A 13,231-nucleotide genomic window follows, 5' to 3' on the forward strand; every position below is an offset into this window, starting at 1 on the left:
GCCCGGGGCGAAACAAACTAAACGTCGGTTTTGTCCAGGATTGGTTACCAACACGTCACGTATTGAGCACAAAACGCCCCAGGACATGCGTGTACATCACGGATAGGTAGCGTGGTCGCGTGCCAATCTCGTTCGAAACCGGGGGACTGCAACAGCTCGACCAGAACACCTGGGGGGATCCGAAGACCCGTGACATCATCACGCTGACCTACATCGATGCGGTGCCCGACCTGCCCGCGCCGCTCGAGGACGAGGACACGCTGCGCCGCCGGCTCACCGAGTTGCAGGCCGAGTTCGGCTGTCTGCTCGAGGCGCATTCCATCACGGTGAACGGTCAGCCCGCGCTGTTGCGGCTGGAGAAGTTCCCGCTGCCGGACCGCGAGTCCGGCCTCGGATTCACCGCCGGCATCGTGGTGCCCAAGGCCACCTGCAGCGCGATCCTGAAGATCATGTGCCCGGAGAACGGGCGGCCCGGCGCCCGGGAGGCGGCGGTCGTGCCCAAGGTCGGCTTCCCGAACATGTTCCCGCCCCACCCGTACGCTCCCGAGGTCCGCGGCAAACTGCCCTACAACGCCGCCGACGACATGCGCTGGGATTCGATGTTCCCCGGCCACGCCCTCACCCGCGCCCGCGCCTGGATCGTGCACGCCAGCCGCACCGCCAAGATCGACCCCCGCTATGCCGCCCTTCCCGCCTTCACCGGCCCGTCCGCCGCCGGCGCGAGCGGCGCGGCCGAGGCGAGCGGCAGCTCCGGCTCCAGTGCGGCGACGACCGCCGCGGCGAGCGAGAGCGCGCCCACCGAGGCCATGCCGATCGCGTCCGCTCCCGCTTCGCCGGAGACGATGCCGATCCCGAAGTCGTAAGGCGCACAAGGAAATACGCGCTCAACGACCCGCTGAAGACGCGCAGCAGCCGGGGAGCTTCTCGGTCACGAAAATGGCTGTGCCGGGGAAGATTTCGCCGCGCAGGGGGCTCCACTGCCCCCATTCGCGGTCGAGCCACTCCGGCCAGTCGGGCTCGAGCAGGTCCACCAGGACGAGCCCGGCCGCCACGATCTCGCGCACCCGGTCGCCCACGGTGCGGTGATGTTCGACGTAGGTCGGGTTGTCCTCGTCGTCGACCTCGACATACGGGGTGCGGTCGAAATAGGGCATGGTCGCGCGCAACCCGTCCGGCCCCGGATCATCGGGAAAGATCCAGCGCATCGGATGATTCACCGAGAACACCCAGCGCCCGCCGGGCCGCAGCACCCGTGCCACCTCGCGCATGACCCGGGCGGAATCGGCGACGAAGGGCACCGCGCCGAATGCCGAACACGCCAGATCGAACGATTCGTCGGCGAACGGCAACTCCTCCGCGCCGGCCTGTACCAGTGGCACCCGCGGACCACTCCGCGTCATCGCGGCGCGCCCGCGTTCGAGCATGCCGCGGGACAGGTCCAGCCCGACCGGATGCGCGCCGTGCGCGGCCAGCCACCGCGAGCACGGGGCCGATCCGCAGCCGATCTCCAGGATTCGCTTACCCGAGATGTCACCGAGCAGATGCCAGTCGCCCTCGTGCAGACCCTCCGGACACCAGACGAATTCGCCGTCGGGAGAGTCCACGCCGAGGAATTCGGCGTGTTCGTCGTGATACTGTGCGGCGTCCGCGTCCCACCAGGCCCGGCTCGCCCGCTCGCTGGCGTGGGAGTCGAGGCGGGTACGGCTCACTCCGGTCGTGCGGAGCAGGGTATTGGCTTGCGCGTGACGATCTTCGGACGAGAAATCGGGTCGGTCTCGAGGCATGATGGAAGGGTATCGACCTGCCGGGGGACCCTTGTTTGCTTGGTACAACGAACGTCGCGTACGCTGTTTCCCGCGAGTGTCTTCCGTGCTCGCGTACCCGGTACGTGAACGCTGATGCCACTCGTGAGCTGTGAGTCCAGGTAATGAGTACAGCGTTGTGCTGTGTCGCGGCGATGTGCTGTGCAGGTCCAACGTAGTTCCCGTGGCTGTGAGTTAGCAGCAAAACCGAAAGTTCCAATGTCCACTACCGACCACAATCCGTCCGGAGCAACCCAACATATGCCCACCACCGTCACCTCGCCGCAGGTAGCCGTCAACGACATCGGCTCCGCCGAGGACTTCCTCGCCGCAATCGACAAGACGATCAAGTACTTCAACGACGGCGATATCGTCGAAGGCACCATCGTCAAGGTCGATCGCGACGAGGTCCTGCTCGACATCGGTTACAAGACCGAAGGCGTCATCCCTTCCCGCGAGCTGTCCATCAAACACGATGTCGACCCGAACGAGGTCGTTTCCGTGGGTGATGAGGTCGAAGCCCTCGTTCTCACCAAGGAGGACAAGGAAGGCCGCCTGATCCTGTCGAAGAAGCGCGCGCAGTACGAGCGGGCGTGGGGCACGATCGAGGAGCTCAAGGAGAAGGACGAGGCCGTCAAGGGCACCGTCATCGAGGTCGTGAAGGGTGGTCTGATCCTGGACATCGGCCTGCGCGGCTTCCTGCCGGCGTCGCTGGTCGAGATGCGCCGGGTCCGCGATCTGCAGCCGTACGTCGGCAAGGAGATCGAGGCCAAGATCATCGAGCTGGACAAGAACCGCAACAACGTGGTTCTGTCCCGTCGCGCCTGGCTGGAGCAGACCCAGTCCGAGGTCCGCAGCGAGTTCCTGCACCAGCTGCAGAAGGGCCAGGTCCGCAAGGGCGTCGTGTCCTCCATCGTCAACTTCGGCGCGTTCGTCGATCTCGGCGGCGTCGACGGTCTGGTGCACGTCTCCGAGCTGTCCTGGAAGCACATCGACCACCCGTCCGAGGTTGTCGAGGTCGGTATGGAGGTCACCGTCGAGGTGCTCGACGTCGACCTGGACCGCGAGCGGGTTTCGCTGTCGCTCAAGGCGACTCAGGAAGACCCGTGGCGTCAGTTCGCCCGCACCCACGCCATCGGCCAGATCGTGCCCGGCAAGGTCACCAAGCTGGTTCCGTTCGGTGCGTTCGTGCGCGTCGAGGAGGGCATCGAGGGCCTGGTGCACATCTCCGAGCTGGCCGAGCGTCACGTCGAAGTGCCGGACCAGGTCGTCGCGGTCGGCGACGACGCGATGGTCAAGGTCATCGACATCGACCTGGAGCGCCGCCGGATCTCGCTGTCGCTGAAGCAGGCGAATGAGGATTACCACGCCGAGTTCGACCCGTCGAAGTACGGCATGGCCGACAGCTACGACGAGCAGGGCAACTACATCTTCCCCGAGGGCTTCGACCCCGAGACCAACGAATGGCTCGAGGGCTTCGAGAAGCAGCGTGAGGAGTGGGAGGGCCGCTACGCCGAGGCGGAGCGTCGCCACAAGATGCACACCGCGCAGATGGAGAAGATGGCCGCCGACGCCGCCGCCGAGGCCGCGAACGGTGGTTCGTCGAACTACTCCTCCGAGAGTGGCGCGCAGTCGAACGCGTCGTCGTCCTCCTCCTCTTCGGAGTCGGCCGGTGGTTCGCTCGCCAGTGATGCGCAGCTCGCCGCGCTGCGCGAGAAGCTGTCCGGCAACGCGTAATTCGCCTAGCTGAGCGAGGGCCCCGGTTCATTGGAACCGGGGCCCTCGCCCATTCTGTACCGCGTCCGAACCATTCGATCGGGACACGGCCGTCGGCCGGTGGACCGTGTGCACGGGACGGCCTGCGACGGGATAGGTTGTGCCGTAGCCTCATCGGCTGTATTGAAACTGAGCAAATTTCACAATTCCGGAAGGGTTCGGGGCGGCATGGGTCTCTTCGACGGCATCAATCGGCGTGATTTCCTGGCCAAGGCGATGGCCGCGGGTGGGGTCGCGGCGTTGGCCTCGCTGGCGAATCCGATCATCGAGCGCGCGTACGCGGCCGATCCGGCCGGTACGGGCGGGCTCGGCGATATCGAGCACATCGTGCTGCTGATGCAGGAGAACCGCTCGTTCGACCACTACTTCGGGACGATGTCCGGGGTCCGGGGTTTCGCCGACAAGTCGGCGGCCTGGCGGCAGTACGGCTACGCGCCGGGCGTCGGACCGAGTGCGAACGGATTCATCCTGCCGTTCCGGCTCGATACCACCCGCGGTGCGAGCCTGGACGGGGAATGCATCAACGATCCGGACCACAGCTGGCAGGGGATGCACGAGTCCTGGCACGGTGGTCGCAACGATCGGTGGATGCCGATGTCCATCGCGAGCGTCGGCGCCGGAAACGGCCCTGCCGCAATGGGTTACTACACCCGCGAGGACATCCCGATCCATCACGAACTGGCCGACGCGTTCACGATCTGCGACCACTACCACTGCTCGGTCCTGGGTCCGACCGATCCGAACCGGCTGTACTGGATGTCCGCGCACATCGATCCCGAGGGTGTCGCCGGTGGCCCGCTGGTGGAGACGCCGACGGTCCTGCCGCAGAACGTCTACAGCTGGCGCACCATGCCGGAGAATCTCTCCGAAGCGGGGGTGAGCTGGAAGATGTACAACAACCGCGACGCCGGGCCGGTCTCGTCGGTCTTCCTGGACGGCATGCTGAGCTGCTTCAAACAGGCCGCCGACCCGACTTCCGAACTCGCGCGGCGCGGCAAGGCCCCGGTCTATCCGAGCGATTTCGCCGCCGACGTGGCCGCGGACAAGCTGCCCTCGGTGTCCTGGGTGATCCCGGCGCTGATGAATTGCGAGCATCCGGCGTTGCCGCCCGCATTCGGCGCGGTCGGCATCATGCAGGTATTGGACATTCTCACCTCGAATCCGAAGGTGTGGGAGAAGACGGCGTTGATCGTCAGCTACGACGAGAACGGCGGATTCTTCGATCACGTGACCCCGCCGACGGCCCCGCCCGGTACCCGGGGAGAGTACCTCTCCGCCGATCTGAAGCGGGTGCCCGCGGCGAAGGGCGTCGCCGGGCCCATCGGATTGGGTTACCGCGTACCGTGTTTCGTCATCTCGCCGTACTCGCGCGGCGGACTGGTCGCCTCGGAGACCTTCGACCACACGTCCCAATTGCGTTTGCTGGAGCGCCGTTTCGGTGTCGACGTGCCGAATCTGACGGCCTGGCGGCGCCGGGTCGCCGGCGATATGACCTCGGCCTTCGATTTCGCGTCCGCACCCGACAAGGTCCCGCCGCGCATCTCCGATCCGAATGCCCGCACGGCCGCGGCATTGGCGCAGTGCGGCCCGAATATGGCACTCGGCACGGCCGACAAAGGGACTCCCTACCCGGTGCCGCCCAATGCGATGCCGACACAAGAACCCGGCACCAGACGGCGACCGAGCGGGCGGGTGTAGTTCGCGACGGTCGCGGATCGGAAAAGCGAACGGCGGGAGCCGGATTCGTCAGCCGATAGCGGTCGCGGGAACCCAGGGCGCCGCGGCCAGGGCAGTGCGTCGCCGCATGGCGGCCCAGCTGTGCCGGGCCGGATTGATCAGCGCGGTGAGCCAGGTGCGCCGGTATGCGGCCAGTGCGGTCGCCACGGCGGGGATTTCGAGGCAGTGCACACCGCCCTGCATGCCCAGTCGGTGGCGACCCGTCTGGATGTTTCGGATGCCCAATGCTGTTCCTTCGCTTGCTCGTCTTCGGCCTGGATCGCCTGCGGCGAAACATTAGCGGAACGAAAGTGTGTGATCGTCGATTTTGATCGACTTGTGTCCTTTCGTGTCGGAAATTCTCGGACCACAGGTCGGTATCGACCGGAAGAAGTTGCGAATTGATATCGCTGCCGTCACGGAATGGGAAATGTGTTCGTGGCGGCGTGAAAGATATTGCGGGTGTGGGTGTTCGGCACGTTTGCGCCGATGTCGCCGACGGGCGGAGCCGGGGCGGGCAGGTCGGCGCGCCGGCCGGATGCGAGACTGGTCCGATGTTGCGTATCGGTCTCACCGGAGGCATGGGAGCGGGTAAGTCGACGGTGGCGCGGCTGCTGGTGGAGCGGGGCGCGGTCCTGGTCGACAGCGACGCGATCGCCCGCGAGGTCGTGGAGCCGGGCACACCGGGTCTGGCGGCGCTGGTCGAGGCATTCGGGGCGGACATCCTTTCCGCGGACGGCAGTCTCGATCGTCCCGCGTTGGCGGCCAAGGCATTCGCCAGCGACGAGGCCCGGGGCACGCTGAACTCGATCACCCATCCGCTGGTCGGTGCGCGCACGGCGGAGATCATCGCCGCCGCGCCCGCGGACGGCATTGTGGTGCAGGACATTCCGCTGCTGGTCGAGAACGGTGTCGGGGCGATGACCAATCTTGTCGTCGTGGTCGAGGCGGCGCTGGAGACGCGCGTGCACCGGCTCGAGGAGTTCCGCGGGATCGCCCGCGCGGATGCCCTGGCGCGGATCTCGGCTCAGGCGACCGATGAGCAGCGGCGGGCGGCAGCCGATGTGCTGCTGGACAATTCGGGGGTTCCGGAGGATCTGGAACCGCAGGTGAGTGCGCTGTGGGACGAGCGGCTGGTGCCGTTCGAGCACAATCTGCGCACCCGGAGCCTGCCCGAGCGCGGTGCGGTCCGTTTGGTCGCCGCGGATCCCGCGTGGCCCGCGCAGGCGGAACGGATCATCGCCCGGCTCGCCCTGACCGGCGGCGCTGCCGCGCTGCGCATCGATCACATCGGCTCGACGGCCGTGCCCGGCCTGCCCGCCAAGGACGTCATCGACATCCAGATCACCGTGGCGGATCTGGAGGCCGCGGACGGGCTGCGAGATGCGTTGGAGAACGCGGGATTTCCGCGTGCGCCATATCTCACCGACGATCCGAAGGCCGGGACCGATCCGGCGATGTGGGCCAAACGAATACATTGCAATGCCGATCCGGGCCGACCGGCCCATGTGCACATCCGGGTCGACGGCTGGCCCGGACAGCGCTTCGCGCTCGCCTTCCGGGACTGGCTGCGCGCCGAGCCCGCCGCGCGCGAGGAATATCTGGCGGTGAAGCGCAAGGCCGAGGCGAGTGCCGCCGGGCTGACCGGCGCCGCGGCGACGGAGGCGTACCTCGAGGTGAAGACCCCGTGGTTCGACGAGGTCTATCCCCGCGTGCTGGCCTGGGCCGAACAGGCGGGCTGACCGGCTACAGCCAGGTCAGCGTGACGCCCTGGGACTGTTCGATCCAGCGGCCGAAGTCGTATCCGTGCCGGGCGATGCCGTCGATCGCGGCCGTGGCCACCTCGATCGCCTGCTGTGCCTGGGGCAGATCGAGGTATCCGGCGGCGTGCGCGGCGAGCAACTCGTCCACATCGAGCAGTTCGACACCCCGGCCGGTGCGTACGACCAGGTCCAGATAGTGGTCGATCGATCGCCACCGGCCCGGTGCGATCTCGCCGAATTCACCGATATCGATGTAGTAGTCCTGATCCCGGCGGTGTGCGGGCGTGTAGTGGAAGACGGTGACGCGCAACGACACCGCGGGCAGGATCCAGGACTCCAGGAAGTGGAATTCGCGATGGTCGGCCGTGCGGGCCATGTACAGCCCCCACGGCTCGACGTGATACCGCTCCACGGTTCGCACGAACCCCTTCGGATCGGTGTTGGTGAGCTCACGGATATCGAAGTATTCGATCTTGGGTCGATGCAGATGAACCGCGGGCACCTGGGTCATACCCTCAGAATGTACCGGGCATCGCCCGGCAGTCCAGGATTGCTTCTACAACCAGGTGAGGGTGATGCCCTGGGAACCGAGCCAGCGTTCCAGGTGGCGGTCGTGGGCGACGATGCCGGAGACCACCGTATTCGCACGCTCGATGATGCGCTGGGCCTCGGCGGCGTCGACATAGCCCGCGTCGTGCGCGGCGAACAGGTCGTCCAGGCCGTGTAGTTCCGGGGTGTGGCCGTTGCGGGAGACGATGTCGAGGTAGTGGTGGATCGCGCGCCAGCGTTTGGGCTCGATGCGCGCGTACTCGCCGACGTGGACGTGGTAGATCGGATCCCGGTCGTGTGCGTTGTTGGGGTGGCTCATGGTGATCCGCACCGCCGGAGCGGGTAGTAGCCAGGTCTCGGTGAAACGATCGGGCGGCGTGTCGGCCGCGCGCACCAGATAGAGGCCCCACGGCTCGGCGTGGTAGCTCTCCACCGCGTGGACGAAGCCGCGGGCGTCGGTCTTGGTGCAGTCGGCGATGTCGAAGTACTCGATCGGCGGCTTGCGCGGGGTGCGCGCCGGTGTGGCGGCAGGGCTCGGATGCTGCGGCGTGCCGTGCGCGTGCACGGTGGAGAGCAGGTTGCGTGCTGCATTGCGCAATGGGTGAAGACTCGTCATTGCACTGCCCCTATCTGGAACTTCCTGGAAACCGGACCGACAGTACACCGGGATTGCCTGGCGCGTGGGACCGTAAACACACTTCTCGCGCGTCGTGACGAATTCGCCACGAATCACGAACTCCCTTGTGGCACCGGACAATTCGGACATTCGGTGATCCCCGGCGGATAACCGCGGGCGGCCATCGGGGCGCGCGGCGCGGGCGGGGGTGCAGGCGGGGCGGCATCGAGCGGTGATTGTTGTCGGTGGGTGGTCCTACGCTGTGAACCATGGCTTTCGCATCCGAGCTGCCCGCCGAGGGCAACACACCGCTGGCGCATTCGGAGTTCCGGCCCATCGGCGAGATCGAGCGGGCCGACGGGCGGTTCGAGGTGATCAGCGAGCACCGGCCCGCCGGTGATCAGCCCACCGCGATCGAGGAGCTCGACCGCCGGTTGCAGGCGGGGGAGCGCGATGTGGTCCTGCTCGGCGCCACCGGCACCGGTAAATCCGCGACGGCCGCCTGGCTGATCGAGCGCACCCAGCGCCCCACGCTGGTCATGGCCCCGAACAAGACCTTGGCCGCGCAGTTGGCCAACGAGTTGCGCGAGATGCTGCCGAACAACGCGGTCGAGTACTTCGTCTCGTACTACGACTACTACCAGCCCGAGGCGTACATCGCGCAGACCGACACCTATATCGAGAAGGACAGCTCGATCAACGACGACGTCGAGCGGCTGCGCCATTCGGCCACGTCGAGCCTGCTGTCCCGCCGGGACGTGGTGGTGGTCGCGTCGGTGTCCTGCATCTACGGCCTGGGCACCCCGCAGTCCTATCTGGACCGGTCCGTGCAGTTGGAGGTCGGCGGCGAGGTCGATCGGGACAGGTTGCTGCGGCTGCTGGTCGATGTGCAGTACACCCGCAACGACATGTCCTTCACCCGGGGTTCGTTCCGGGTGCGCGGCGATACGGTCGAGATCATCCCGTCCTACGAGGAGCTCGCGATCCGCATCGAGTTCTTCGGTGACGAGATCGAGGCGCTCTACTATCTGCATCCGCTGACCGGCGATGTGGTGCGGCAGGTGGATATGGTCCGGATCTTCCCGGCGACGCACTATGTGGCCGGTCCGGAGCGGATGGAACGAGCCGTGGCCGATATCGAGGTGGAGCTCGAACATCGCCTGGCCGAACTCGAGCGCCAGGGCAAACTGCTCGAGGCGCAGCGCCTGCGCATGCGCACCCAGTACGACCTGGAGATGATCCGGCAGGTCGGCTTCTGCTCGGGCATCGAGAACTATTCACGCCATATCGATGGCCGCGCGGCCGGATCGGCCCCGGCCACCCTGATCGACTACTTCCCCGAGGATTTCCTGCTCATCATCGACGAGTCGCACAACACCGTGCCGCAGATCGGCAGCATGTACGAGGGCGATATGTCGCGCAAGCGCAACCTCGTCGAATACGGCTTCCGGCTACCGTCCGCGGTGGACAACCGCCCACTGACCTGGGAGGAATTCGCGGATCGCATCGGCCAGACGATCTACATGTCGGCCACGCCGGGCCCGTACGAGCTCGGGCAGACCTCCGGTGAATTCGTCGAGCAGGTCATCCGGCCGACCGGTCTGGTGGATCCGCACGTCGTGGTCAAACCGACCAAGGGGCAGATCGATGATCTGGTGCACGAGATCCGAGTGCGCGCCGAGCGGGACGAACGGGTCCTCGTCACCACCCTGACCAAGAAGATGGCCGAGGATCTCACCGACTATCTGCTCGGACTGGGTGTGCGCGTGCGCTATCTGCACTCGGAGATCGATACGTTGCGTCGCGTGGAACTGCTGCGACAGCTGCGCCTGGGCGAATACGACGTACTCGTCGGCATCAACCTGCTGCGCGAGGGCCTGGACCTGCCCGAGGTGTCGCTGGTGGCGATTCTGGACGCCGACAAGGAAGGTTTCCTGCGCAGTACCACCAGCCTGATCCAGACCATCGGCCGCGCCGCCCGCAACGTCTCGGGCGAGGTGCACATGTATGCCGACAAGGTCACCGATTCGATGCGCAACGCCATCGGGGAGACCGAGCGGCGTCGCGCCAAACAGGTCGCCTACAACGAGGCGAACGGGATCGACCCGAAACCGTTGCGCAAGAAGATCGCCGACATCCTCGACCAGGTGTATCGCGAGGCCGACGAGACGGAGGTCGAGATCGGCGGTTCGGGTCGCAATGCCAGCCGTGGCCGTCGCGCCCAGGGGGAGCCCGGCCGGGCGGTCAGTGCGGGCGTCTACGAGGGCCGCGACGTCAAGTCCATGCCGCGTGCCGAGCTGGCCGATCTGGTGAAGGAGATGACCGATCAGATGATGAACGCCGCACGTGAGCTGCAATTCGAGCTCGCCGGTCGGTTGCGCGACGAGATCGCCGATCTGAAGAAGGAACTGCGCGGAATGGACGCGGCCGGGTTGAAATGAGTACCGTTCCACTGGGTTTCGACTCGGTCGTCCCGGCGGAGTCCGGGGCCCAGGCACACGTGCACGAGATTGTGCACACAGGGAAGGTGTGCCTGGGTTCCGGTGTCCGCCGTGGCGGCGTGGGCCGTGCCCGGTGCTGCGGATCAGCTCTGCTGGCTCGCCATCCACTCGTTCACGCGGCGCTCGCCCTCCTCGCGGGAGACGTCCTCGACCCGCGTCATGACCACCCACCGGTGTCCGAACGGGTCCATGACCAGGCCGTATCGGTCGCCGGTGACGAAGGTCTGCGGGTCCTCCACGCGTTTGGCGCCGTGCTCGCGGGCGAGCGCGACCACGGCGTCCACATCGGGGCAGTAGTGCACGATGCTGGTGTGCACCCAGTCGGCCGCTGGAGCCTGCACTCCCTCGGTGGGAATCGGCATACCCATCTGGAAGGTCGAATCGCCGACCTTCAGTTCGGCGTGCGCTGCCTGACCGTCGGGAAGGTCGTTGCGGCTCAGCACCTCCGCGCCGAAGACCGCGCCGTAGAACTCGATGGCCGCATTGGCATCGGGTACGGCCAGGAAGCAGTTGATCGAGTGGTAGCCCTCGGGTATCGGATTCACGGTGTTCGTCATGGGCACGACTCTGCCGGTTCGCCCGCGGTGGATCTTGTAAGAACGCGACAGCGTGCCCGAGCGTGCGGGGCGAACCGGTGAACGCGGTCGGGGAGGATGCGAAAGATCCTGCGCTGGAACGTGTTCCGATACCGCCGCCGGAGATCGCCAAGGGGATTCTGCACCCCCGCGCGCAGGCTCGGCACCGCACCCTGACCAGGGTGCCCGCGGGTCCGCAGATGTCCCGGTTCGTGGAGTGGTACTGGGAAGTGCGGTGGGATCTGCGCGGTAGTCCGCCGTTCGTGGCCGAGGTGCTGCCGTTCCCGAGCGTCAATCTGACCTTCGAACGATCGACCGCGAGCATCGGCGGATTCGTCAACGGCGTGTGCACCACGAAGTTCACCCGCGAGCTGGCCGAGGAGGGCGAGGCATTCGCGGTCAAGTTCCGGCCGGGCGGCTTCGGTGCGTTCACCGGACTCGATGTGGCCTCGTTCCGAGACGCCGCGATCGACCTGGTGGAGGTGCTGCCGCAGGCGGCGGGCCTGGCCGAGCGAGTGCTCGCCGTGCCCGCTACCGAGCAGCGCCGCGATGTGGTCGAGGATTTCTTCGCCGAACGGGCGCGCACGGCCGTCGTCGACGAGAACTACCGGCTGCTGCTGCGAATGATCGCGGCCATGGAGTCCGACCGCGATCTGCTGCGCGTCGATCAGGTCGCCGAACGCTTCGATGTGCCGATCCGCACCCTGCAACGCTTGTTCCGGCGCTATGTCGGCGCGAATCCGAAGTGGGTGCTGCGCCGCTACCGCCTGCAGGACGGTGCGCAGCTGCTCGCCGACGGCCGGACCGAGGATCTCGCGGCTCTGGCGTTGGACCTCGGCTACTTCGATCAGGCGCACTTCTCTCGTGAGTTCGCCCTGGAGGTCGGAATGGCGCCCCTGGAATACGCGCGATCGGTGGATTGACCGCCGCACGACGCATTTGTCCACCACGACGGCCGTTATCGCCCAGCATCGGCCGAGATGACGAAACTTTGGTGCAATTCACGACAATTACCCGGGATTTCCGGGCGAACTACCAGCGGTTGTCGGGCGCTCAGGTAAATGCCGTTCACTCCCGACCGGGTCCGCGCTCACCGGACGTACCCGCAGCCACTGGCCCCGACCGTGCGCCCGACAGCGCGACTGTGATGAGAATCCCAGGGCCGCAAGACCGTTCGCGATTGCGTCGTACGTCGCCGCGATGGTCGGCGGTGTCCGGATTCGCGCTGGTAGTTCAGGCCCTCGCGAGGGACACCGGCGAATGTGTGGCATGCGATACCCGGCAGCCGGATGTGATGTGATGCAATTTCGGATTTTTCCGACTCGGTAGCGGTTATGGTCTAGCGCAGTTGCCGCGCGGCGCCCGCAGTCGCGGACGTAATGCGCCGGCATCCGACCACTTGTACGTTTGGAGGAGAGATGACCACCGCCTACCGGTCCATTGTCGTCGGTACCGATGGCTCGGACTCGTCGTACGTCGCCGTCGAGAAGGCCGCTGCCCTGGCCGGGGCCTCGGGCGCGACCCTGTATGTCGCCTGCGCCTACTACCCGACCGACGACCGCGACGTGGCCGCCGCGACCGATGTGTTGAAGGACGAGGCGTACCAGGTCCGCGGCTCGGCGCCCACGAACGAGATCCTGCGCGTCGCCCGGGACAAGGCCCACGCGGCGGGCGCCACCGAGGTGGAGGAGAAGGCGATCGTCGGCGAGCCCGTCGAATCGCTGCTGTCCTTGGTGAAAGAGGTCCAGGCCGACCTGCTGGTCGTCGGTAACCGCGGACTGAACACTCTCGCCGGTCGCCTGCTCGGCTCGGTTCCCTCGGACGTCGCCCGCAAGTCCCGCTCCGATGTCCTCATCGTCCACACCGTGCGGTGATTCTGGCCTCCGCTTCGCTCCGGCGGGTTTTTCGGCGTCCGAATGGCTCGTCGTTGCTG

General features: G+C 66.5%; 12 protein-coding genes. 7 read left to right on the plus strand and 5 right to left on the minus strand.

All coding sequences use genetic code 11. The features are described from left to right. Nucleotides 1-119: 119 nt before the first annotated feature. Nucleotides 120-863, plus strand: coding sequence for a hypothetical protein (locus tag NM2_RS15015; RefSeq protein ID WP_067668912.1), 744 nt, complete (start codon nt 120-122; stop codon nt 861-863). A 21-nt stretch (nt 864-884) separates the two neighbouring features. On the opposite strand, the gene NM2_RS15020 is transcribed toward NM2_RS15015, so the two are convergent. Beyond that, entirely contained in the window at nt 885-1,784 is a 900-nt protein-coding gene (locus NM2_RS15020; RefSeq protein ID WP_067668914.1) for a class I SAM-dependent methyltransferase, read from the minus strand. Between the two features lie 279 nt (nt 1,785-2,063). On the opposite strand from NM2_RS15020, the gene rpsA reads away from it, so the two are divergent. After that, a complete protein-coding gene (gene rpsA, locus NM2_RS15025) occupies nt 2,064-3,539 on the plus strand; it encodes a 30S ribosomal protein S1 (RefSeq protein WP_067668916.1) in 1,476 nt (491 codons plus the stop codon). Nucleotides 3,540-3,746: 207 nt separating this feature from the next. Continuing rightward, nucleotides 3,747-5,276, plus strand: a complete 1,530-nt coding sequence (locus tag NM2_RS15030) for an alkaline phosphatase family protein (protein ID WP_067668918.1) — start codon at nt 3,747-3,749, stop codon at nt 5,274-5,276. 48 nt (nt 5,277-5,324) lie between these two features. On the opposite strand, the gene NM2_RS49030 is transcribed toward NM2_RS15030, so the two are convergent. Continuing rightward, entirely contained in the window at nt 5,325-5,540 is a 216-nt protein-coding gene (locus tag NM2_RS49030) for a hypothetical protein (RefSeq protein WP_157121095.1), read from the minus strand. A gap of 308 nt (nt 5,541-5,848) precedes the next feature. On the opposite strand from NM2_RS49030, the gene coaE reads away from it, so the two are divergent. Continuing rightward, nucleotides 5,849-7,036, plus strand: a complete 1,188-nt coding sequence (coaE, locus tag NM2_RS15035) for a dephospho-CoA kinase (protein ID WP_067669059.1) — start codon at nt 5,849-5,851, stop codon at nt 7,034-7,036. Between the two features lie 4 nt (nt 7,037-7,040). On the opposite strand, the gene NM2_RS15040 is transcribed toward coaE, so the two are convergent. Both NM2_RS15040 and NM2_RS15045 read right to left on the minus strand, forming a co-directional pair. Then, the gene (locus tag NM2_RS15040; protein ID WP_067668920.1) at nt 7,041-7,568 is read right to left on the minus strand and encodes a ribonuclease FAU-1 family protein; all 528 of its coding nucleotides are present in this window, start codon (nt 7,566-7,568) and stop codon (nt 7,041-7,043) included. Between the two features lie 45 nt (nt 7,569-7,613). Continuing rightward, nucleotides 7,614-8,222, minus strand: a complete 609-nt coding sequence (locus NM2_RS15045) for a DUF402 domain-containing protein (protein WP_245718037.1) — start codon at nt 8,220-8,222, stop codon at nt 7,614-7,616. A 269-nt stretch (nt 8,223-8,491) separates the two neighbouring features. Here NM2_RS15045 and uvrB point away from each other — a divergent pair, with 269 nt between their 5' ends. Then, the gene (uvrB, locus tag NM2_RS15050; protein WP_067668922.1) at nt 8,492-10,663 is read left to right on the plus strand and encodes an excinuclease ABC subunit UvrB; all 2,172 of its coding nucleotides are present in this window, start codon (nt 8,492-8,494) and stop codon (nt 10,661-10,663) included. Nucleotides 10,664-10,806: 143 nt separating this feature from the next. Here the strand turns inward: uvrB and NM2_RS15055 are convergent, their stop codons facing one another. After that, entirely contained in the window at nt 10,807-11,280 is a 474-nt protein-coding gene (locus NM2_RS15055; protein ID WP_067668924.1) for a VOC family protein, read from the minus strand. A gap of 77 nt (nt 11,281-11,357) precedes the next feature. On the opposite strand from NM2_RS15055, the gene NM2_RS15060 reads away from it, so the two are divergent. Both NM2_RS15060 and NM2_RS15065 read left to right on the plus strand, forming a co-directional pair. Continuing rightward, nucleotides 11,358-12,221: an AraC family transcriptional regulator gene (locus NM2_RS15060; protein ID WP_245718038.1), complete on the plus strand. Its 864-nt coding sequence runs from the start codon at nt 11,358-11,360 to the stop codon at nt 12,219-12,221. Between the two features lie 495 nt (nt 12,222-12,716). Then, entirely contained in the window at nt 12,717-13,172 is a 456-nt protein-coding gene (locus NM2_RS15065; RefSeq protein ID WP_067668926.1) for a universal stress protein, read from the plus strand. Nucleotides 13,173-13,231: the final 59 nt, after the last annotated feature.

It is taken from the genome of Nocardia miyunensis NBRC 108239, assembly GCF_001613065.1.
Lineage (GTDB): Bacteria > Actinomycetota > Actinomycetes > Mycobacteriales > Mycobacteriaceae > Nocardia > Nocardia miyunensis.

Coding starts and splice junctions, on each gene's coding strand:
- NM2_RS15020 (WP_067668914.1), bottom strand. CDS start 1,784: ATGCCTCGAGACCGACCCGATTTCTCGTCCGAAGATCGTCACGCGCAA.
- rpsA (WP_067668916.1), top strand. CDS start 2,064: ATGCCCACCACCGTCACCTCGCCGCAGGTAGCCGTCAACGACATCGGC.
- NM2_RS15030 (WP_067668918.1), top strand. CDS start 3,747: ATGGGTCTCTTCGACGGCATCAATCGGCGTGATTTCCTGGCCAAGGCG.
- coaE (WP_067669059.1), top strand. CDS start 5,849: ATGTTGCGTATCGGTCTCACCGGAGGCATGGGAGCGGGTAAGTCGACG.
- NM2_RS15040 (WP_067668920.1), bottom strand. CDS start 7,568: ATGACCCAGGTGCCCGCGGTTCATCTGCATCGACCCAAGATCGAATAC.
- NM2_RS15045 (WP_245718037.1), bottom strand. CDS start 8,222: ATGACGAGTCTTCACCCATTGCGCAATGCAGCACGCAACCTGCTCTCC.
- uvrB (WP_067668922.1), top strand. CDS start 8,492: ATGGCTTTCGCATCCGAGCTGCCCGCCGAGGGCAACACACCGCTGGCG.
- NM2_RS15055 (WP_067668924.1), bottom strand. CDS start 11,280: ATGACGAACACCGTGAATCCGATACCCGAGGGCTACCACTCGATCAAC.
- NM2_RS15065 (WP_067668926.1), top strand. CDS start 12,717: ATGACCACCGCCTACCGGTCCATTGTCGTCGGTACCGATGGCTCGGAC.